Origin of the sequence: Bradyrhizobium sp. 157, from assembly GCF_023073815.1 — a bacterium.
Taxonomy (GTDB): domain Bacteria; phylum Pseudomonadota; class Alphaproteobacteria; order Rhizobiales; family Xanthobacteraceae; genus Bradyrhizobium.
Genome location: NZ_JADPKF010000081.1, coordinates 1 through 20607, shown reverse-complemented (window position 1 = coordinate 20607; position 20607 = coordinate 1). Strand labels below are relative to the sequence as shown.

Sequence of the window (20607 nt, the reverse complement as noted above, 5' to 3'; positions counted from 1 at the left end):
CCACCGTCTTCCAGTTGCAAGATCCGCAAAACTGACACAGATTCCGGCTATTGCCGGAGAATAACGGCAAACGTCGGATCGGAGGGCACGTCCATGATCAAAGTAAGTGTAATGTATCCCAACACGCCCGGTGGGCGCTTCGATCACGATTACTACCGCGACAAGCATATGCCGCTCGTGAAGGCGCGCATGGGGGACGCATGCAGGTCCTACACGGTTGACAAAGGCCTGGCGGGCGGCGCGCCGGGCGCGCCAGCGACTTATGTCGGCATGTGTCACATCTTCTGCGACTCGATCGAGGCGTTCCAGGCCGGTTTCGGACCCCATGCTAAGGAGATCATGGCAGACATCCCGAACTATACCGACCAGTCTCCGGTCATCCAGATCAGCGAAGTCGTCGTAGGTTGATGGCGTAGGCTTTTCGTTCGCGATGTAGGGCGGGTTAGCGACATCGTAACCCGCCCATCTTTGCGCTAAGACGGACAACGCTTCGCTAATCAGTCATACAAGGGGTTCCGGGCTGATTTGCTTTGCGCACAAGCGCAACTTCATGAGCGGACTGCGACAAACTGGCACGACGGGCAAATCAGTCAAAACCTGTCCAGCCCTTCGCGCAAAAATATTCCGCTTAACTTTCAAAGCAAATCATCGGCATAACTCCGCCCGTCTCACGGCAGATGAGGGGCGTTGGCCACGTCACGAACGCGCGGCGAGATGCGATGGACGCTGATGGCGCACAAGACGGTGGCGCCCGACGCGTACGGCGAAGTCGTGTGGTCCTGATGTCGCGGTGCTGGCATTAAGTCCGAGAGAAGCGAAGCTTCTCGGAGGCGACGGTGGCAATAGAGCCGTTCACCGGGGAGAGCTCGAAGTAAGCCGTAAAGCCATTGCGCAGGGAAGGCCGGGATGCTCCCGCTGTACCTGTATGCTCGTGTGCGTGTTCTTTTGCGCACTTTGCACACGAGACCGCGGGTGCGGCGCGCACCCGGTCTTCCCTGCGCCCTCTATGTTTCGGAAGGGCGAAAAGATGCAAAGCTCGGACGCCATGCGTCGCGAGAACGTCACTTCATATTCCGTCGTCGTCACCCGCGAAGGCGGGTGGGACCCAGTATTCCAGAGACGTCAGTGATCGAACCGATAGGCCGCAGCGTACTGGATACCCCGCATGCGCGGGGTATGACAGCGTTGGCGCCGTCAGCTCCGCAGCGCCTGCAGTCCCTTGAAGGTCAATCGCTTCGGGTCGCGCACGCCGGCCAGATAGAATTTGCGGATGAAGGCGGCGGCCGCCTCGCGGTCGCAATCAGTCAGCGTCACAAGGGCATCGACGGCAATTCGCTGGGCGTCCATGGGCTTCCTCGTGCTGTCAGGGGCCGCAAGCCACGCAGCGTATCGCGGCGCCGGTTAATCCGGCGTTAACCGTGAGGGCACTTTGAACGATTCGAGTTCAGCCACGTATACGCGAAATAACGCATGGGGCGTCCGGACGCACCTCGCGCAGCGGAACCGCTCACGAATACTGCATCACCCCGTCATCGATCTTGCCGTAGCGCAGGGTGACGATATCCAGCGCATAGTTCTGGTACAGCCGCCACGGCCGCTTCGAGCCCTGCTTGGGCAGTTTCGCAATCGAGCGCTGCACGTAGCCGGAGGAGAAATCGAGCGACGGCAACTCGGTGACGTCAGGATCGACATTATGCGGCATGCACTGCTTGTAGCCGTTGCGGTCCATATAGTTGATGAGACGGCAGACATATTCGCAGGTCAGATCGCATTTCAGCGTCCACGACGCGTTGGTGTAGCCGAACGCGGCCGCCAGGTTCGGAATATCCGAATACATCATGCCTTTGTAGTTCAGCGTTCGCGCGAAATCGACCGTGCGTCCGTCGACGCTGACTTCGAGGCCGCCGAGCACCTGCAGCACCAGCCCGGTCGCGGTGACGATGATGTCGGCTTCGAGCTCGCTGCCGTCCTTCAGGTTGATGCCGCGCTTGGTAAAGGTGTCGATCTCGTTGGTGACAACGGAAGCGCGCTTGTCGCGGATCGACTTGAACAGATCCCCGTCGGGCACCAGGCAGAGCCGCTGCTCCCACGGATTATAGCGCGGCGTAAAATGCTTAGCGACGTCGTATTCCGGTCCCAGCGCCATCTTGACGCCACCGAGGATCAACTGCTTGGCGCGGTCGGGCTTGCGCCGACAGAGCTGGAAGAAATACATGCCGAACAGCACGTTGCGCCAGCGGATCAGGTGATAGGCGAGCTTGGCGGAGAGATTCTTCCGCAGCTTGTTGGCAAGTGCATCTTCAGCCGGCCGCGCCACCACGTACGTCGGCGAGCGCTGCAGCATGGTGACGTGCGCGGCGGTCTTCGCCATTTCCGGCACCAGCGTTACGGCGGTTGCGCCCGAGCCGATCACCACCACGCGCTTGCCCGCGTAGTCGAGGTCTTCGGGCCATTTCTGCGGATGCACGATCTGGCCGGCGAAATCCGCGGTGCCCGAAAACTCCGGCGTATAGCCTTCCTCGTATTTGTAATAGCCCGAGCACATGAACAGGAAATTGCAGGTGAAGCGCACGGTCTCCGCCGCGGCCTCGCCAATGCTGCGTTCGGCCTCGACCGTCCAGTGCGAATCCGGCGACGACCACGAGGCGCGTTTGACGCGGTGGTGGAAGCGGATGTGCTTGTCGATGCCGTTGTCGGCAGCGGTCTCGCGCACATAGTTGAGGATCCGCGGCCCGTCGGCGATCGCCTTCGCCTCGGTCCACGGCCGAAACGAATAGCCGAGCGTGTACATGTCCGAGTCGGAGCGGACGCCGGGATAGCGGAAGAGATCCCAGGTGCCGCCGATACAATCGCGGCCCTCGAGGATCACGTAGTTCTTGCCCGGGCATTTCTCCTGCAGGTGATAGCCAGCCCCGATGCCGGAAAGGCCCGCACCGACAATGAGGACGTCGAAATGCTCGTTGGTGTGCGTTTCCATGACTCGATTAACGCTCGAACCACGGAAAAAGCAACCGGCAAACCAGCGTCTTCGGCTTTCACGATTCGTCGTGTATCGAGATCAGGCGACAGTCCGCAAGTGTGGCACGCTCGGTTGGCTGCTGGGCTGCGCGTTCATATTATCCGCCAGCCGCGCCCGGAACGTTGGATATCGCAACGCTTCGAGCGGCGAAAGCTTGGCAAGGTCGTAAAGCGGCTCTCGCAGCCAAGCTTCCCTTTCCTGCGGCCCTTTCGGCACGAAGTCCGGCAGCTTTCTCAGCGTCAAGCCGTCCCACAACTCCTGCCGCCGATAGAGCAACACCGAGACGGCGAAGACGCCAGCCATCACTGCCCACATCAAGCTCGCCAGCAGCGCGTTCGGCCATTGCCGATGAACCGCATTAACGAGCGTCACGTAATTGTGCAAAGCAGCGAATTTCGGCTTCAGATTCGTGATCTGCCCTTGCAGATTATAAAGGTTGGGCAGCACGTCGCCCTTGAACGGTATGGTCTTCAAATATTCGCTGAGCTCGCAGCCACGCTTGAAGAGGCGTCGACCGCCTCCCAAGTCGCCCATAATGTCGCACTCCGCCACGATCGCAGCCAGCAGGTCGGGCTTGTAGGTGCGGTTGGCAATATTCGATTTCAGCTCGTGCAATTTGGTGTCCAGTTCACGAATGGCCGCGTGCGGGGCGGTATCGTTGAACCAGCGATCGTCCTCCTTTTTCGCTGCACTCGCGGCGCTGATATTATTGAGGCTGGTGATGGCAGATTCGACGTATTGCAGCGGAGTGCTGTTCACGATGGTATAATCCGATGGCCAGTACAGGACGAAGGCAAAAACGAAAGCGATGGCCGAATAGATACCACCGGCATAGAGCGCCGTCCTGAACAGCTCGGGCCGATTTGCCCGGTACCCCACCCTCGCGGCGACTGCCTCCCTCGTCGGCGTCGAGGTCGCAGCCCAGCGCATCAGCAGTTGAAACAGCAGGGTCGACGGAAGCGCCATGCCGAACGCCATCAGAAGCATCGCGTAGAACCGCCCGCTTCCGCCCTGGTGAACAGCAAATGCCACCAGCGACGAAATAAGTGTAACGACAATCGTGGTAACAATCGTGCAGCGAATGATGACATCCGAACTGTATTTCCAGTCGCCACTGGCGAGTTCCTTCTCGCGCCAGCGATTAACGAAAAATGCGGCGAGCAGAAATACGAGGAAGGCCAGCGTGAGGTGCCATTTCTGCTCAACCGACTCATCATGAAACTGCATCGACCGGATTTTCAGCGCGACGAGGAAGACCGATGCCGTTGCGCCCAGATAGAACATCAGGTGAAACATGAATGTAGCGGGCGACCGTGGCGCGGGTGTGCTGACATTGAGTCTGAGCGACCTCAGCTTGGCATTGACGGCCGTTTCGTTTTCGCAGGCGCGCCACAGGATCGACGCGAGGAATACCGCGAGCGCATTCTTGAACGCGTCGATCTTCCGCGTCGTGCCTTCATCGGGGTCGCCACGATCCAGTTCCTTGGCCAGCGCGTCACGTTGGTCGCGCACGAAGCTAAACGCGCGCTCGTTCTCCGGTTGCCTCATCACCGGCTTGAACTGATCATCGCGATCACGCAGCAATTCCAGCCGCGAATAGAGAAACTTGGCGCGAATCCAATTCTGCCTGGAGCCCTCCGGATTGTCTTGCACCAGGCTCAGCGTTGCCGGGGAGAGCTCCCCCGCAGCCCGCAGCTCTTCATCCGCAAGGGGAAAGCTCCCGTCGAGAGCGACCGAGAGGTTGGTCACGGCATAAGGAATATAGGCTGCTTCATGGGCAATCGATCGCAGCCACCCTTCCATGCGGCCGAGATATTTGTTGTCGTCCCGGCTTCCAATCAAGGTGATGATGGAGGTCGCCGCAAGTGGCCAAACCGAATTATCGATCTTGGTGTCCGAACTGCCGGGAAAGTAGGACAGGATTGGCGCAATCGCGGTCGGGCCGATCGCCAGCAGAATGAAATAGAAACCCAGCATCAGAGCAATATAGATTCCCAAACCCTTCATGTATCTCGAATGAGAGGTCAACGACTCCGGAGCAAGCTCGATGAATTCACCGATTGTCGTTTTGGCGTAAGTGGGGACCTTGTAATGATCAGTCGAGAAAACAACGACGACGAGGACGCCGAACAGGAACGCCGCAATCTGCGGTCCGGTGACCTGCTGAATGATCGGGACATATTGCGTCCATTCGCACAAGGTTGAAAGAAAAGCCGGGCAATTGCGTCATCGTAGCCCTCCATCGAAATAACTTTCGGCTAGGCGTGCTGCTCTGCAAAGAATCTCGGGCTGGAAATAAAATGATCCTCAGGCCTCTGACGCGCCCAATGAACAAATTTGCGGAAAGCCTCCGCCGCCGGTTGGACAGACAACCTGCAGAACTCGGTCTCGGCCGACTCAAGCGAACCGTTTTCCTGCATCTTGTTCGAGGGAGCACCGCCGCCGCAAACCGCAAAGTATCGACAACGCGCCCGACAGAGATCAACGCCCTTGCGGATTTCCGCCTGGGTGCGGGCTACGAGGGTGCTGGCGAAAATCCGATCGAAATCATCAGTCAGAATGTTTCCGAAATTGAAATTGCGATGTGCCGGCGACCGCACTTCCATGAACTCCGGCGAGAACGTCGTCACATCGCCGTTTGCCGCGACGACCAGCACCTGCCAGGCATCGATCTGCTCATTGTGCAGCTCACCGCCGGCAAGGATACTGGCAATCCGTTCGACCTCCTTGATGTGGAGCGGATACTGTTCGGCGTAGGCGCGCTTGAGCAAGCCAAACAGGAATTCAGCGATCCCCTGCCCCTGATCCTTTCCGTTGAACGAACTAGACGCATGACAGCCTTCCGCCTCGTCGATCGAGAAGGACACGTGGGTAATGCCGTTATCGCGATAGAATTGGAAATATTCGTCGACCGCGTGCACCGAAAGCGGATGGAGAACGGTGACCACCTTCGGATGGATGCGCGCGGCATGCAGCTCACGCAGCGTTTGCATGACGAGCGACCAGGTCCCTTTGCCGCGTTTGGTCTTCCTGCGCGAATCGTGAAACGCTTGCGGCCCATCTATCGACAACCCGATCTGGGTCCCGGTTTCCTTCAGGAACGGAATCCAGTCCCGTCCCAGCGCAATTCCGTTGGACTGGACCGTGAAGCTCGCATCTCGCGGCGCGGTCCGGCGCAGTTCGGAGTATGCCTGACGGTACCAAGAAACAGGAACAACCGTCGGCTCGCCAGCATGCCAGATGATGGCAGGCGCGGCGTCTGGGGAAATTTGCGGAAAGACCTTGTCGCGGATAGCGCTCAGCACTTCGGCGCTCATGACCGATCGATTATCCCGGCCGCGCAGATAGCAGTAGTCACAACTGATGTTACAGAAGGGCGTGGGTTGCAGCACAATGAGGACGGGTTGCCACATAGCTCAACACCTTCGCCAAACCCCACTAAAGCAGTTGAAGAAATTGGACCATTGCGACAACTGGATCCGGCTCGGTTCCGCATGGCTCTCTGCACCGCCAGACGCACCCGGATTGCTGCGCAACGTATCTGCAAGGCTGCCAGATCGGAAAAACGCTGCCGGATTTGTGTCAATCGGCGCATCCGCGTGCCCCGAACTGGACGCGGCCGCAAGAACAAAGGCCAAAGGCCAAACTTCCTTAAGGTTCGACATCTTAGTCCTCCAGCCAGGACTTACGAACACAACCTCAGAATTTACAACTATGAAATGCACGTACTCTCAAAACAACGGCTTGCGTGTAATCCAGTTCACACATCTGAAATAAAACGGCCCCGGAATTCCGGGGCCGAGGGCTTTAAGAGGTCTGATCGACGGCAATCAATACCGGTAATGATCCGACTTGTACGGGCCTTCCGGCTTGACGCCGATATAGTCGGCCTGGTCCTTGCGCAGCTCGGTCAGCTTGACGCCGATCTTGGCGAGATGCAGGCGGGCCACCTTCTCGTCCAGCGTCTTCGGCAGCACGTAGACCTTCTTCTGGTACTTGCCGTCCTTGTTGTTGGCGAACAGTTCGATCTGCGCCAGCGTCTGGTTTGTGAAGGACGCCGACATCACGAAAGACGGGTGGCCCATCGCATTGCCGAGGTTTACGAGGCGGCCTTCCGACAACAGGATAATGCGGTGCTTGTCGGGGAATTCGATCTCATCGACCTGCGGCTTGATGTTGGTCCACTTCAGGTTACGCAAGCCGGCGATCTGGATCTCATTATCGAAGTGACCGATGTTGCAGACGATGGCGCGATCCTTCATCGCGCGCATATGGTCGATGGTGATGATGTCCTTGTTGCCGGTCGCGGTGACGAAGATGTCGGCGCGGGGTGCGGCGTCTTCCATGGTCGTGACTTCATAGCCTTCCATCGCTGCCTGCAGCGCGCAGATCGGATCGACTTCGGAAACCATGACGCGGCAGCCGGCCTGGCGCAGCGAGGCGGCCGAACCCTTGCCGACGTCGCCGAAGCCCGCGACCATCGCGGTCTTGCCGGACATCATGACGTCGGTGCCGCGGCGGATGCCGTCGACCAGCGATTCACGACAGCCATAGAGATTGTCGAATTTCGATTTCGTCACGCTGTCATTGACGTTGATGGCGGGGAACAACAGCGTACCCTTGTTCGCCATGTCGTAGAGGCGGTGCACGCCCGTGGTGGTCTCCTCCGAGACGCCCTTGATGTTCTTGGCGATCTCGGCGAAGTAGCCCTTCGGCTTCTCCTTCAGGAGGCGCTTGACGAGCGCATAGAAGATTTCCTCTTCCTCCGAAGTCGGCTTGTCGAGGAAAACGGTATCGCCCTGCTCGGCCCGGTAGCCGGCATGCACCAGCATGGTGGCGTCGCCGCCGTCGTCGAGGATCATGTTGGGCGTGCCGCCGCCGTGCCAGTCGAACAGCTTTGCGGTGTAGTCCCAATATTCGGCGAGCGTCTCGCCTTTCACCGCAAACACCGGAATGCCGGCGGCGGCGATCGCGGCGGCTGCGTGGTCCTGCGTCGAATAGATGTTGCAGGACACCCAGCGGATGTCGGCGCCGAGTGCGGCCAGCGTCTCGATCAGCACTGCGGTCTGGATCGTCATGTGCAGGGAGCCGGCGATGCGGGCGCCCTTCAACGGCTGCTTCGGACCGTATTCCTCGCGCGTCGCCATCAGGCCCGGCATTTCGGTCTCGGCCAGCGAGATCTCCTTGCGGCCGAATTCGGCGAGCGAAATGTCCTTGACGATGTAGTCGGTGAAGGCGGGCTTCTTGGCGGCGGCGGTGGTCATGGGGAGTTTCCCTTTGTTGAACTCGTCATTCCGGGGCGCGCGTGAGCCACGAACCCGGAATCTCGAAATCATGGAAAAAGATTCCGGGTTCACCGCTATCGCGGTGCCCCGGAATGACGTCGTTAAAACTAAACTGCGCGCTTGAGCGGTTCGACCAGATCGGTCTTCTCCCAGGAGAAGCCGCCTTCATTGTCGGGCGTGCGGCCGAAATGGCCGTAGGCCGCGGTACGGGCGTAGATCGGGCGATTGAGATCGAGATGGGTGCGGATGCCGCGCGGCGTCAAATCCATCGCCTTCGCGGCCGCCTTCTCGAGCTGGTCCTCCGGCACTTTTCCGGTGCCATGGGTATCGATATAGATCGACAGCGGACGCGCCACACCGATCGCGTAAGCGAGCTGCAGCGTGCAGCGATCAGCGAGACCGGCGGCGACGATATTCTTGGCGACATAGCGCGCGGCATAGGCCGCCGAACGGTCGACCTTGGTCGGATCCTTGCCGGAGAAGGCGCCGCCGCCATGCGGGGCTGCGCCGCCATAGGTATCGACGATGATCTTTCGGCCGGTGAGACCGGAATCGCCATCGGGGCCGCCGATGTAGAATTTTCCGGTCGGGTTGATGTGCCAGATGGTCTTGCCGTTGATCCATTCCTTCGGCAGCGCTTCGCGGACATAGGGCTCGACGATGTCACGAATCTGACTGGAGGTGAGGTCCTCGACCAGGTGCTGGTGCGAGACCACGATCTCGCGCACGCCGACCGGCTTACCGTTCTCGTACTGCACGGTGACCTGGCTCTTGGAGTCCGGACCGAGCACCTTCTCGCGACCGGCGTGGCGCGCTTCGGAAATCAGCCGCAGGATCTTGTGGGCGTAGAAGATCGGCGCCGGCATCAGGTCGGGCGTCTCGTTGGTGGCGTAACCGAACATGATGCCCTGGTCGCCCGCGCCCTCTTCCTGGTTGCTGGGCTGCTTGGCATCGACGCCCTGGGCGATGTCGGCCGACTGCGGATGCAGCAGAATCTCGATGTCGGCTTTCTCCCAATGGAAGCCTTCCTGCTCGTAGCCGATGTCCTTGATCGCCTCGCGAACAACGCTCTCGATCTGGTCATTCGTCACCGAGCTCGGACCGCGCGTTTCGCCAGCGATGACGACCTTGTTGGTGGTGGCAAGCGTTTCGCAGGCCGCGCGGATCTGCCATGGGTCGATGCCCGCCTTCGGGCCTTCCCGGTAGAACAGGTCGACGATCTCGTCCGAGATTCGATCGCAAACCTTGTCCGGATGACCCTCGGAAACCGACTCGCTGGTGAAGAGATAGGACGCGCGCATCAAACAACCCCTTGTTCCCGCCGGATGCCGGCGGCTGTGTGTGTCGTGTATCCCGGAATGTCAGTCGCGCCGCCGCGAAATGACGTAGGATTCGTCGTAAAACCAAAGCCCATTATGCTTGCGCAGAACCTCTCTGGTGGCATCGAGGGCTCGGCTGTTTTCAGTCATTTCCGCCAACCGGTCGTCTTCGATCTGGGCGACATACACCGCCGCATTCCACGCTGCAAAGGCCGTCGAGGTTCCGATCGAGCCGGTGACCTCGTTGGGCAGCGCTTCCATATCATAACGGAAGATGGAACGGTTATCGGCGTAGGCATTAAAGTTAAGGTCCCGCCCGGCCGACCCCAGCTCGTATTTCACCGCGCGCAATAGCTCATGGCGGCTCACGGCGAAAGGATTTTCTCCCGGCCAGACCGACTGGATGATTTCCAGCCCCGGATCCTGCCCGTGGGAGTGAATTCCGATCAAACGGCCCCCTGCCCGCAAGCTCCGGGCCAGCGGCGCAATGATCCGCTTGGCGCGGAAATTCACAGAGGATTTGGCCCGATAAGGTTGGGAAGCGATCACAAGATCGAAATTGGCCTCGGTCCGGCCGGCCCGTGGGATGATCGAATCAAGCAGGAACCGGTGGTCCTCCCGGTACACGACCAGCGCCACCGGGCGTTCATAGATCGGCATGCCCGATTTGGGGCTGATATTTGCCCGCCAGTTTTGCTCCAGAAACGGCCCAAGTTCTGCAATCTGGGCCTCGAACTCCCCCGACGAGCCCCCCCGCAGGGCGACCTCGTGCCAGATCATGCCCGCCGCGGCGGCAGGAGACGCCGGCGTCAGCCAGGGCGCCTCGGCGTAATGCATATTGGTCAGCACGATGACAGTCGCCGGGTGCTCGAACAGCCGGTCCGGCACCTTGTCGAGCGTCAGCCGGACGTCCTCCAGGCTCAACTCCTTGCCGGCGATATAGAACGGCATATGGGGAAAACGGCCGTGCATCGAGCGCAACACCCGCGCGAGCACGGTGCCGTCGCCGACGCCGGCGTCGAATACCCGAAGCGCCGGCGGGCGCGGATGCAGGCTGGAGAGCTCCAGCGCCACCCGCTCGGCAATCACCCGCTTTTCGCTGCAAGTATGGACGAACAGCAGGTATTTCTGCCGGTTCTCGAAGAAGCGGAAATTGCCGCGGGGATCGCGCTTTTCCGGCGGCACTTCAAGGCCGCGCGGCGGCGGCAGCCCGCCGGTGGACGCCGCGATATAGGCCTGGATCCGATCGAGCGTGTCGATGGTAATGCGCTTGCCCTCGCGCAGCCGATGCACCAGCTTGCCGTCATTGACGACCCGGCGTCCGAACGTCGTCTCCGCCATATCGGCCTGGCGGCAGAATTCGGTGATCTGGCTAAGGATTTGGTCGTTTTTCATCGCGCGGGAATTGGGAAACTTCGGTGGGCAGCGCCAAGTGGCCAGTCTATCCTACCACCTTCTGCCCACCGAAGGAAATACCCCCGGCTTTGCGGTCAGGATAGACCGGGCTGTCCTTGAACCCGGTTCCCGCAACAACTCGCCGCTGCTCGGCGAGGCTGATCTAGTGGAGAAATGACGGCGCTTGCGCCGCACTCACCCCCCGTCATTGCGAGCGAAGCGAAGCAATCCATCCGTCAGCGTGTGCGGAGAGATGGATTGCTTCGCGGAGCCTGTCATCGGGCGCGCATTCGCGCGACCCGTTGGCTCGCAATGACGCTGAGAGACCTACCTCCCCCACACCTCGTTGGCCACTTCCACCACGAGGCTCAACTTCGCCCACTGCTCCTCCTCGGAGAGGATGTTGCCTTCCTCGGTGGAAGCAAAGCCGCATTGCGGCGACACCGCGAGCTGGTCGAGCGGGGCGAACTTGGCGGCCTCCTCGAGGCGACGCTTGATGTCGTCCTTCTTCTCGAGTTCGCCGAACTTGGAGGTGATGACGCCGACCACCACGACCTTGTTGCCCTTCGGCAGGTAACGCAGCGGCTCGAAGCCGCCGGCGCGATCGGAATCATATTCGAGGAAATAGCCGTCGTAATTGGTGCCGGCCAGCATGGTCTCGGCGACCGGCTCGTAGCCGCCGGACGAAATCCAGGTCGAGCGGAAATTGCCGCGGCAGACATGGGTGGTGATCACCATGTCGGCGGGCCGCTCGGCCAGCGCGTAGTTGATCACCCGTGCGTAGATTTCCTGCAGGCCGTCGGGGTTGTCGCCGCGATCGCGCGCCTTCTGCAATTCGTCCTGCGAGCAGAGATAGGCCCACACGGTGTCGTCGAACTGCAGGTAGCGGCAGCCGGCGTCGTAGAACGCCTTCACCGCCTTGCGATAGGTCCTGCCGAGATCGAGGAAGAACTCCTCCAGATCAGGATAGACCTCCTTCGAGATCGACTTGCGGCCGCCGCGGAAATGCAGCACGGCCGGCGACGGGATCGTCATCTTTGGAGTAACATGCGCTCTGTCAGCATGCTTCTTCAGGAAGCGGAAGTGATCCAGCATCGGATGGTTGTCCGGGAAGTCGAGCTTGCCGATCACGCGGACGGCGTCATGCCTCGTCTCTACCCCGGCGAACTGGATGCCCGTCTCTGGGTGGAACAATTCGCAGCCGGTGAGCTTGGCGAGGAAATCGAAATGCCACCAGGAGCGCCGGAACTCGCCATCGGTAGCGAGCTTCAGCCCGATAGAGGCCTGCTTGTGCACGACCTTTTCGATCTCGAGGTCTTCGGCCTTGCGCAGGTCCTCCGCCGTGATCTCGCCCTTCTCCAACTTGGCGCGCGCCTCCTTGATGCGCGGCGGCCGCAACAGACTGCCGACCTCGTCGGCGCGGAACGGGGGCTTTGTTCTCTGCATGGTCTCAACTCCCATATTCTAGTGCGCGGCGGCTCCGGCGACGCCGAGATAGCGTTCAAGCACCGCGGGATCGGCCTTCAACGCGTGGCTTGCCGCATCATGCACGATCGCGCCGCGTTCCAATATCACAACCCGATCGGCCAGCCCCAGAATCTTTTGCGCATTCTGCTCGACGATAACAGAGCAGATGCCGCCGGCCCGGGTGATGGTGCCGAGCGCCCTTAAGAGTTCTTCAACGATGATCGGCGCCAGCCCCTCGGTCGGCTCGTCCAGCAGCAGCACCTTGGGATTGAGGGTCAGCGCGCGGCCGATCGCCAGCATCTGCTGCTCGCCGCCGGAGAGCTGGTTGCCGAAATTGCTGCGGCGCTCCTTGAGCCGCGGAAACATCTCATAGACCTTGTCCACCGTCCACGGACCAGGCTGGGCCACCGCGGTCATATTTTCCTCGACCGTCAGCGAACGGAAGATATTGCGTTCCTGCGGCACCCAGCCGATCCCGGCCCGCGCCCGTTGGTCCGGGCGCATCGCGGTGATATCAAGCCCGCCGAGCGCAATGGTTCCGCCGAAACGGCGGGTAATACCGACGATCGAATTGATCAGCGTGGTCTTGCCGGTGCCGTTGCGCCCCAATAGCGCCAGCACCTGCCCCTCGCCCAGCGACAGCGACAGCGAAGGCAACACCACGGCTTCGCCGTAGCCGGCGCGCAAGGCATCGATGGCGAGAAGCTCAGGCATGGGCCGCCTCGCCGAGATAAACCGCCTTCACTTGCGGATCCCGCGCCACTTCGTCCGGCGGTCCCTCCACCAGCATGGCGCCGTTGACCAGCACCGAAATACGGTCAGCGAACGAGAACACCAGGTCCATGTCGTGCTCGATCAAGAGCACCGTGACGTCGCGCGGCAGGGCAGCGACCGCCGCCAGAATATCGTGACGCTCGCTCTCGGGCACGCCGGCCGCCGGCTCGTCGAGCAGCAGCACGCGCGGTTTGGTCGCGATCGCGACCGCGATCTCGAGCAGGCGCTGCTTGCCATAGGGCAGCGTCGCTGTGCGCTCGTTCATCACGTCGAGGAGATGAAAACGTGCGAGCGTTTCCGCGACGTCGCGATTGACGTCATCGCGCGTGCCCATCCGGCGCCACCAGTCGCCGCCGCGGCCGAGCCGTTCGGACACCGCTAGCCCGACGGTTTCCAGCGGGGTCAGGTCGGCATAGAGCTGGTTGATCTGGAAGGTGCGTGAGAGCCCGCGCAGCACCCGCTTGTGGACCGGCAGATCGGTGATGTCATGACCCTCGAGCAGGATCCGCCCGGCATTGGACTTCAGCACGCCGGTCAGAAGATTGATGACGGTGGTCTTGCCGGCGCCGTTCGGCCCGATCAGGGCATGACGGGCGCCCTGCTCCACCTTCAGCGACAGGTCATGGGTGACCCGCAAGCCGCCGAAGGATTTTTCCAGTCCCCTGGTTTCCAGCGCGATCGTCATGGCGCGTCGCTCTCGGGAACGGCAACGACGGCCTTGCGTCCGAAGACCTGGCGGATGATGAGGTTCGGCCCCCAAAGCACCCAGCGATGGATGCGCTCGCGGCCGACCAACACCATCACGACCAGGACAAGACCGATCCAGAACATCCAGTATTGCGGCGTGATGGTCTGAAACAGTTCCTGCAGCATCTTAAACACGACGGCGCCGATCAGCCCGCCATAGAGATAGCCGGTGCCGCCGATCACCAGCACCAGCATCAGGTCGGCTGAGCGTTCGAACGCGAACACGTCGAGCGAGGCCAGCGCCGTGGTCTGGGTGAACAGCGCCCCGGCAATGCCGGCGTAGAACGCGGCAATCGTATAGATCGCGATCAGGCGCTGGTTGACCGGCACGCCGATGGCCGACGCCCGCAGCGGATTGTTCTTGATCGCGCGCAGCGACAGACCGAACGGCGAATTCACGATCCGCCGCGCTAACAGAAACAGCAGGAACAGCACGATCAGCGAATAGAAGAAGCCGGTCTTGCCGAACATGTCGAACGCGAACAGGCCGAGGATCGGCTGCATCTCGATGCCATGCAGCCCGTCGGTGCCGCCGGTGATATTGGAGAACCGTTCCGCCAGAGCTTCGAGCAACAGCGCGATGCCGAGCGTCACCATGAGCCGCGTCAGGTCAACACCGCGGATGACAAGGAAGCTGGTCAGGAAGCCGAGTATCATGGCGACGAGACCGGCGACCACCAGTGCGATCACCGGCTCGTTGATGATGCCATGCAGGGCCAGCAAGCCCGCCGAATAGGCGCCCACGCCAAAGAACGCGGCGTGCCCCAGCGAGACAATGCCGGCGTAGCCGAGGATCAGATCGAGCGACAGCGTGAACAACGCCAGCCGCAAAATATCGGTCATGATCAGATAACGGGACGGAAACAGGAACGCGCAGGACAAGACAAGAATCCAGAACGCGATCTCGGCCGGGCGCCAGCGAGCGCGGGCGATGTCATGGGATGAAACGTCGGAAATTGCGATCATCGGAGACTCAACGCGCGGCGGCGCGGCCGAACAGGCCGTTCGGACGCCAGATCAGGATAACGATCATGATGGTGTAGATGACGAACGGCCCCATCTTCGGCACGTAATATTTTCCGGCGACGTCGCCGATGCCGAGCAAAAGCGACGCCAGGAAGGGCCCGGTGATGCTGGAGGAGCCGCCGACGGTGACCACGATCAAAAAGTAGATCATGAATTTTAGCGGGAAATACGGATCGAGCCCGAGGATCTCGGCGCTCAGCGCGCCGCCGAGGCCTGCAAGGCCACAACCAAACGCGAAAGTGAAGGCGAACACCTGGGGCACGTTGATGCCGAGGCCGCTGGCGGCGCGCGGATCGTCAACCGCCGCGCGCAGGCGGCTGCCGAAGCGGGTTTTCGCCAGGACCAATTGCAGCGCCACAGTAAGCAGGCCGCAGATCACGATGATCATCAGCCGGTAGCGGCCGATGCCCACGCCAAAGAAATCGAACTGCCCTTCGAGCGCCGCCGGCAGCTTGATGAAGATCCGCGACGATCCCATGATGTAATCGACCGCCGCCACCGACATGAAGGTGAGGCCGATCGTGAACAGCACCTGGTCGAGATGGCTACGGGTGTAAAGGTGGCGGTAGAGCGTGCGCTCCAGCGCCACGCCTATCGCGGCGGCCGAAACAAAGGCGAGCGGAAGCGCTGCGAAGAACGGCCAGCCGGAATTATTGACCAGCACCGCGCAGATATAGCCGCCGGTCATGGCGAAGGCGCCATGGGCGAGATTAACGAAATTCATCAGCCCCAGCGTCACCGCCAGCCCGCAGGCGAGCACGAACAGCAGCATGCCGTAGGCGACACCGTCGAACAGGATGGTGAACAGCGTGGTCATGGAAGCGAACTTAAGCCAAGGCCTGAAGAGAAACTGACTGCTACGGCGTCATGGCCGGGCTTGGCCCGGCCATCCACGTCTTCCTTACCACCCGCTGCGAAGAAAGACGTGGATGCCCGGGTCAAGCCCGGGCATGACGTGGAGAGGGCGGGAGGTGCGCCCTCCGAGGATGACGACTTCGTCGTCACTTCTTCGTCTTGCCCGAATCCTTCACCGCCTCAAACGTCGCGAACTCGACGTTGTAGAGTTCGCCGTCGACCTTCTCGACTTTGCGGATGTAGATGTTCTGCACGATGTCGCGGGTTTCCGGATCGATCATGATCGGGCCGCGCGGGCTCTCCCACTTCATGCCCTTCATCGCCGCGATCAGCGCGTCGCCGTCAGTCTTGCCGCCGGTCTTCTTCAGCGCCTCGTAGATCAGGCGAATGCCGTCATAGCCGCCGACCGCCATGAAACCCGGGCGTTGGCCGAAAGCTTTCTTGTAGGCGGCGACGAATTCCTTGTTCGCGGCCGAGGGATGCGCCGCGGAATAGAGATGCGCCGTGACGGTGCCAAGCGCGGCGTCGCCCATGCCGTTGAGCAGGTCGTCGTCCATCACGTCGCCGGGGCCGATCACCTTGATGCCCGCCTTGTCGAGGCCGCGTTCGGCATACTGCTTCATGAAGTTGCCGCCTTGGCCTGCCGGCACGAACACGAACACGGCGTCCGGCTTGGAATCCTTCATGCGCTGCAAGAACGGAGCAAAATCAGGATTTTGCAGCGGCACCTTCACCTCTTCGACGATCTCGCCGCCACCGGCGGTGAAGTTCTGCTTGAAGAAGTTTAGGGCGTCGTTACCGGGCGCGTAGTCGGAGGTCAGGGTTGCGACCTTCTTGATGCCGTTCTTGGCGGCCCAGTCACCGATAATGGTGGAGGACTGCGCCAGCGTGAACGAAGTGCGCACGATATAGGGTGAGCGCTCGGTGATGATCGAAGTGCCCGCTGCCATCACGATTTGCGGAATCTTCGCCTGCGTCGCCAAGGGCGCTGCCGCAAGCGCTGCCGGCGTCACGCCAAAACCTGCGATGAAATTGACCTTCTCGTTGACGATCAGTTCCTGCGCCAAACGCTTGGTGTTGTCGGGAACCGCCGCGTCATCCTTCAGGATGACTTCGATCTTCTTGCCGGCGACGGTATCGCCGTTCTGCTGCATGTAGAGCTTGACGGCGTTGTCGATCTGCTTGCCGGTCGATGCCTGGCCGCCGGTCATCGGCAGGATCAGGCCGATCTTGACGACGTCCTGGGCGTGGGCCGGCGCAAGCGCCAGCATCGCGGCGACCGAGCCTGCGGCCAGCAATATTTGACTACGAATAGGCATGAGCATCTCTCCCCCTGATCGGCCTTGTGTCTCGAACCGAGTCCCCGGCCCTTGATCTAACCATAACCCAGATTTTTCCGCCGGGTAGCGCGGCAACATGGCGTCCCTGGCCGCCCTTTTGTCAATCGGACCATCGGCGTGTTGCGGCGAAGAAGCCGCATAGCCGTAAAGGACGTGACGGTACTAATACGATCCGATATCGCTGCTCGAACCTGCCGCGATTGCCACTTATTTGTACGATTGTACAAATGAAATGGCCCTGTCAACAAAGAACGTTCTCGCCGGTTCCCCAAGGCAGCGCCCTAAATCCATCATCCTTAAAGGGTTAAGGTTGTAGTCATCTGCCAATGCCGACCAGCGCGCGCCATATTGCTACGATCGTCACCGTTGCCCTCGCGGGCTGCGGTTTGAGCGGCTGTGGGACCATCAACGAGAAGGTCGCAGCCGGCGTCAGCGATGCCATTCCGGCCTGGGCAGGCGGCTTGCCTGCCGACGCGCCGCCGCGCCCGGGAACCGCGAAATATGACGAATACATGCGGGAGCGCGAGCGCAAACGCCTAATGCCGGCTTCCGAACGCGACAAGGAGGCCAGCCCGGCTCCCGCCTCGCAAGGTGCGGCGCGCTAATCCATAAACACCACGGTCTTGCGGCCGTTAAGGATGACGCGGTCCTCGAGGTGATGGCGCATCGCGCGCGCCAGCACGCGGCGTTCGATGTCGCGGCCCTTGCGCGACAGATCTTCCGGTGTGTCGCGATGGCTGATGCGCTCGACGTCCTGGTCGATGATCGGACCTTCGTCGAGGTCGCGCGTGACGTAGTGCGCGGTGGCGCCGATCAGCTTGACGCCGCGCTCATGGGCCTGGTGGTAGGGCCGCGCGCCTTTGAAGCCCGGCAGGAACGAGTGGTGGATGTTGATACAGCGCCCCGATAGTTTTGCCGACATCTCGTCCGACAGGATCTGCATGTAGCGCGCCAGCACGACAAGGTCGGTCCCAGTCTCCTGAATCAGTTTCCAGACCGCCTCTTCCTGCTCGCGCCTGGTTTCCTTCGTCACCGGCAAACAATGGAACGGGATCTCGCCGAAATCGAGCGAGCTGTACGTCTCGCGCGGATGGTTGGAAACGATCGCGGTCGGGATCATCTCGAGTTCGCGGGTGCGCCAGCGATAGAGGATATCGACCAGGCAATGATCCGACTTGGAGACCAGCAGCATCACCCGGCGGCGATTGGCGCGGTCGCGCATCTGCCACTCCATGCCGAAGCGGTCGGCGATCGCGGTGAAACCGGTCTGCAAGGCCTGCAGTTCGACCGCGAGATCGGCGGCGGTGAATACCACCCGCATGAAGAAATTCCCGGTCTCGACGTCGTCGAACTGCTGGGCGTCCAAAATGTTCTGACCGTTATGGGCCAGGAAAGTCGACACCGCGGAAACGATGCCGGGGCGATCCGGGCAGGACAGGGTCAGGACGAATTGATGATCGGGCATGGCGGACTTGGCTACAATTCAGGCAGAAAGGGTGAAACCTCGGGATTTGCGCCCTGCTCTATCACCGCCGACGCGCTTGCGCCAATCCGGAAACCGGGGTCAGGATGAACAAAGCGCGAAGCAAAAGCGTTGGAGCGAGATCATGGCTGACAGATTGAACGGTTACCGCATCCTGATCCTGGAAACGCGCGAGGAGGCGCAGTTTTCCCGCCTGCTCACCGAGCAGGGCGCCGACGTGCTGCAATGTCCGATGTTCACCATCCACGACGCGCCGGACCCGGCGCCGATCGAAGCCTGGATCAGGAGGACAATCGAAAAGCCCTTCGACGATCTGGTGCTGATGACGGGCGAAGGCCTGCGCCGGCTGATGAAGGTCGTCCGGCGCATCGGCGTCGAACAGGAATTCATTGCCGCCCTCGGCAACGCACGCAAATTCGCCCGTGGCCCCAAGCCGGGCAAGGCGCTGCGCGAAATCGGGCTGGAACCGCAGATGACGACGGAGAAGCCAACCTCCGAAGGCGTCGCCGAGATGCTGTCGCGGCTCGATCTCCGCGGTCATCGCCTCGGCCTGCAGCTTTATCCGGACAAGGATCACAGCGTCCTCATCGGCGCGATCAAGGCGCAGGGGGCAGAAGTCGATACCGTGCTGCCTTACGTCTACGATGCGCAGGCCGCGGATGCCAACATCATCACCGCGATCGACGAGATGGCGGAAGGCCGCGTCGATGCGATCGCGCTGACCAATCTCGGCCAGATCCGCCGCCTGATGGAGGTCGCCCGCGCGCGAGGCTGCGAGGACCGGCTGCGCGACGGGCTCGACCGCACGCCGATCGCTTCCGTCGGACCGGCGGTTTCGGATGAACTCAAATCTCACGGCCTGCGTACCGATATCTATCCGGCGGAGGATGCTTTCTTCATGAGGCCGCTGATCTCGGCGATGGCGGCAGCGCTTGGCAAGAATCCGCCCCGCGCGGTGGCGAGAAACTGAGACAAGTTCAACCACAATCTGGATTACTTGCGACCGGCAAAACGTCCGCTTTGCCGCTGAAAGCGGACATTGCGCGCTGATCTCCGCATGTCCGCGACGTGCCAAAAAGCTGACGTCTGGTTATTGGTTGCACCGGTAAAGCGGCGCGCAAATTGTGTCCAATCTCACTTCTGTACAACGTCGGCTCAAGCTATTCTGAAGAGCCTCTAGGGTGGAGATTTTGTAGCATGGCGAAGCTAGTCTTTGGAATGAACCAGTCTCTGGACGGCTACGTCGACCATCAGGAATTTGCGCCAGGTCCCGCGCTCTTTCGTCACTTCATTGAGCAAGTGCGCGGCCTGACGGGCAGTGTGTACGGCCGCCGCATGTACGAGGTCATGCGCTATTGGGACGAAGACCATCCCGAGTGGACCCCGGAGGAACGCGACTTCGCGGCGGCGTGGCGGTGCCAACCGAAGTGGGTCGTGTCGCGCTCGTTGAAGTCAGTCGGCCCCAACGCCACTCTTGTCGAGGATGACTTCGAGGCGGTGATACGTGGGCTGAAGGCTCAGCTCGTTGGGGAGATTGACGTTTCCGGACCAGACCTAGCACGAAGCCTAACCGACCTTGGTTTTATTGATGAGTATCGACTCTACCTCCATCCAGTCGTACTTGGTCGCGGCAAGCCATTCTTCGCAGGCCCCCGGCCGCCGCTCCGCCTTGTGACCAGCGATCTGATTGGCGAGGACGTGATTAGGTTGACGTACGTTCCTACTTAATTACGCGACTTGCTCGACGGACTGCGCCGACGCGTCAGGTCCGTTCTGGGTCTTGGTTGTGTAAAAACGTCCTTCCTAGGGAAGTCGATGAGAGGCCAGGATCGGTTCAGTCTCAGGCTGCGATTGCAGCCATCAGCGGCTTGGCTCCGACGATGTTCATGACCCGTGT

At 61.0% G+C, this 20607-nt stretch carries 18 protein-coding genes; 4 read left to right on the top strand and 14 right to left on the bottom strand.

Annotated features, from left to right (window positions below; translation table 11 throughout):
• The first annotated feature begins 93 nt into the window (after positions 1-93).
• The gene (locus IVA95_RS21615; protein ID WP_247512307.1) at positions 94-408 is read left to right on the top strand and encodes an EthD family reductase; all 315 of its coding nucleotides are present in this window, start codon (positions 94-96) and stop codon (positions 406-408) included.
• 786 nt (positions 409-1194) lie between these two features.
• Here IVA95_RS21615 and IVA95_RS21610 read toward each other — a convergent pair.
• The 13 genes from IVA95_RS21610 to IVA95_RS21550 all read right to left on the bottom strand — a co-directional run bounded on the left by IVA95_RS21610 (position 1195) and on the right by IVA95_RS21550 (position 17206).
• A complete protein-coding gene (locus IVA95_RS21610) occupies positions 1195-1347 on the bottom strand; it encodes a hypothetical protein (RefSeq protein ID WP_247512306.1) in 153 nt (50 codons plus the stop codon).
• A 160-nt stretch (positions 1348-1507) separates the two neighbouring features.
• Complete coding sequence (locus IVA95_RS21605; RefSeq protein WP_247512305.1) at positions 1508-2977, bottom strand: NAD(P)/FAD-dependent oxidoreductase; 1470 nt, start codon at positions 2975-2977, stop codon at positions 1508-1510.
• 81 nt (positions 2978-3058) lie between these two features.
• Positions 3059-4822: a hypothetical protein gene (locus IVA95_RS21600; protein ID WP_247512304.1), complete on the bottom strand. Its 1764-nt coding sequence runs from the start codon at positions 4820-4822 to the stop codon at positions 3059-3061.
• 455 nt (positions 4823-5277) lie between these two features.
• Positions 5278-6432, bottom strand: coding sequence for a radical SAM protein (locus IVA95_RS21595; protein WP_247512303.1), 1155 nt, complete (start codon positions 6430-6432; stop codon positions 5278-5280).
• Between the two features lie 417 nt (positions 6433-6849).
• Positions 6850-8283, bottom strand: a complete 1434-nt coding sequence (gene ahcY / locus IVA95_RS21590; RefSeq protein ID WP_247512302.1) for an adenosylhomocysteinase — start codon at positions 8281-8283, stop codon at positions 6850-6852.
• Between the two features lie 128 nt (positions 8284-8411).
• Complete coding sequence (gene metK, locus IVA95_RS21585; protein WP_247512301.1) at positions 8412-9605, bottom strand: methionine adenosyltransferase; 1194 nt, start codon at positions 9603-9605, stop codon at positions 8412-8414.
• Between the two features lie 60 nt (positions 9606-9665).
• Positions 9666-11018, bottom strand: coding sequence for a hypothetical protein (locus IVA95_RS21580; RefSeq protein WP_247512300.1), 1353 nt, complete (start codon positions 11016-11018; stop codon positions 9666-9668).
• A gap of 327 nt (positions 11019-11345) precedes the next feature.
• Positions 11346-12464, bottom strand: a complete 1119-nt coding sequence (locus IVA95_RS21575) for a cobalamin-independent methionine synthase II family protein (protein ID WP_247512299.1) — start codon at positions 12462-12464, stop codon at positions 11346-11348.
• 18 nt (positions 12465-12482) lie between these two features.
• Positions 12483-13199, bottom strand: coding sequence for an ABC transporter ATP-binding protein (locus tag IVA95_RS21570; protein ID WP_247512298.1), 717 nt, complete (start codon positions 13197-13199; stop codon positions 12483-12485).
• Positions 13192-13944, bottom strand: coding sequence for an ABC transporter ATP-binding protein (locus IVA95_RS21565; protein ID WP_247512297.1), 753 nt, complete (start codon positions 13942-13944; stop codon positions 13192-13194). Before IVA95_RS21565 ends, IVA95_RS21570 begins: the two co-directional genes overlap by 8 nt.
• On the bottom strand, positions 13941-14972 hold the full coding sequence (locus tag IVA95_RS21560) for a branched-chain amino acid ABC transporter permease (RefSeq protein ID WP_247512296.1): 1032 nt from the start codon (positions 14970-14972) through the stop codon (positions 13941-13943). The genes IVA95_RS21565 and IVA95_RS21560 overlap by 4 nt, the downstream gene beginning before the upstream one ends.
• Before the next feature lie 7 nt (positions 14973-14979).
• A complete protein-coding gene (locus IVA95_RS21555; RefSeq protein ID WP_213253916.1) occupies positions 14980-15849 on the bottom strand; it encodes a branched-chain amino acid ABC transporter permease in 870 nt (289 codons plus the stop codon).
• A 184-nt stretch (positions 15850-16033) separates the two neighbouring features.
• Positions 16034-17206 (bottom strand): ABC transporter substrate-binding protein, encoded by a 1173-nt coding sequence (locus IVA95_RS21550; protein WP_247512295.1) that lies wholly within the window; start codon positions 17204-17206, stop codon positions 16034-16036.
• A 347-nt stretch (positions 17207-17553) separates the two neighbouring features.
• Between IVA95_RS21550 and IVA95_RS21545 the strand changes: the two genes are divergently transcribed.
• Positions 17554-17832, top strand: coding sequence for a hypothetical protein (locus IVA95_RS21545; RefSeq protein ID WP_247512294.1), 279 nt, complete (start codon positions 17554-17556; stop codon positions 17830-17832).
• Here IVA95_RS21545 and purU read toward each other — a convergent pair.
• The gene (gene purU / locus IVA95_RS21540; protein WP_247512293.1) at positions 17829-18692 is read right to left on the bottom strand and encodes a formyltetrahydrofolate deformylase; all 864 of its coding nucleotides are present in this window, start codon (positions 18690-18692) and stop codon (positions 17829-17831) included. The genes IVA95_RS21545 and purU overlap by 4 nt on opposite strands.
• Positions 18693-18834: 142 nt before the next feature.
• On the opposite strand from purU, the gene IVA95_RS21535 reads away from it, so the two are divergent.
• Both IVA95_RS21535 and IVA95_RS21530 read left to right on the top strand, forming a co-directional pair.
• Complete coding sequence (locus IVA95_RS21535) at positions 18835-19680, top strand: uroporphyrinogen-III synthase (protein WP_247512292.1); 846 nt, start codon at positions 18835-18837, stop codon at positions 19678-19680.
• Positions 19681-19907: 227 nt separating this feature from the next.
• Positions 19908-20438 carry a dihydrofolate reductase family protein gene (locus tag IVA95_RS21530; RefSeq protein ID WP_247512291.1) on the top strand — a complete coding sequence of 177 codons (531 nt, stop codon included), beginning with the start codon at positions 19908-19910 and terminating at the stop codon, positions 20436-20438.
• The last annotated feature ends 169 nt before the right edge of the window (positions 20439-20607 follow it).

Bases quoted from the DNA above. Each gene is read 5' to 3' on its own strand.
- IVA95_RS21615 (WP_247512307.1), top strand. From the start codon at position 94: ATGATCAAAGTAAGTGTAATGTATCCCAACACGCCCGGTGGGCGCTTC.
- IVA95_RS21610 (WP_247512306.1), bottom strand. From the start codon at position 1,347: ATGGACGCCCAGCGAATTGCCGTCGATGCCCTTGTGACGCTGACTGAT.
- IVA95_RS21605 (WP_247512305.1), bottom strand. From the start codon at position 2,977: ATGGAAACGCACACCAACGAGCATTTCGACGTCCTCATTGTCGGTGCG.
- IVA95_RS21600 (WP_247512304.1), bottom strand. From the start codon at position 4,822: ATGGAAGGGTGGCTGCGATCGATTGCCCATGAAGCAGCCTATATTCCT.
- IVA95_RS21595 (WP_247512303.1), bottom strand. From the start codon at position 6,432: ATGTGGCAACCCGTCCTCATTGTGCTGCAACCCACGCCCTTCTGTAAC.
- ahcY (WP_247512302.1), bottom strand. From the start codon at position 8,283: ATGACCACCGCCGCCGCCAAGAAGCCCGCCTTCACCGACTACATCGTC.
- metK (WP_247512301.1), bottom strand. From the start codon at position 9,605: ATGCGCGCGTCCTATCTCTTCACCAGCGAGTCGGTTTCCGAGGGTCAT.
- IVA95_RS21580 (WP_247512300.1), bottom strand. From the start codon at position 11,018: ATGAAAAACGACCAAATCCTTAGCCAGATCACCGAATTCTGCCGCCAG.
- IVA95_RS21575 (WP_247512299.1), bottom strand. From the start codon at position 12,464: ATGCAGAGAACAAAGCCCCCGTTCCGCGCCGACGAGGTCGGCAGTCTG.
- IVA95_RS21570 (WP_247512298.1), bottom strand. From the start codon at position 13,199: ATGCCTGAGCTTCTCGCCATCGATGCCTTGCGCGCCGGCTACGGCGAA.
- IVA95_RS21565 (WP_247512297.1), bottom strand. From the start codon at position 13,944: ATGACGATCGCGCTGGAAACCAGGGGACTGGAAAAATCCTTCGGCGGC.
- IVA95_RS21560 (WP_247512296.1), bottom strand. From the start codon at position 14,972: ATGATCGCAATTTCCGACGTTTCATCCCATGACATCGCCCGCGCTCGC.
- IVA95_RS21555 (WP_213253916.1), bottom strand. From the start codon at position 15,849: ATGACCACGCTGTTCACCATCCTGTTCGACGGTGTCGCCTACGGCATG.
- IVA95_RS21550 (WP_247512295.1), bottom strand. From the start codon at position 17,206: ATGCCTATTCGTAGTCAAATATTGCTGGCCGCAGGCTCGGTCGCCGCG.
- IVA95_RS21545 (WP_247512294.1), top strand. From the start codon at position 17,554: ATGCCGACCAGCGCGCGCCATATTGCTACGATCGTCACCGTTGCCCTC.
- purU (WP_247512293.1), bottom strand. From the start codon at position 18,692: ATGCCCGATCATCAATTCGTCCTGACCCTGTCCTGCCCGGATCGCCCC.
- IVA95_RS21535 (WP_247512292.1), top strand. From the start codon at position 18,835: ATGGCTGACAGATTGAACGGTTACCGCATCCTGATCCTGGAAACGCGC.
- IVA95_RS21530 (WP_247512291.1), top strand. From the start codon at position 19,908: ATGGCGAAGCTAGTCTTTGGAATGAACCAGTCTCTGGACGGCTACGTC.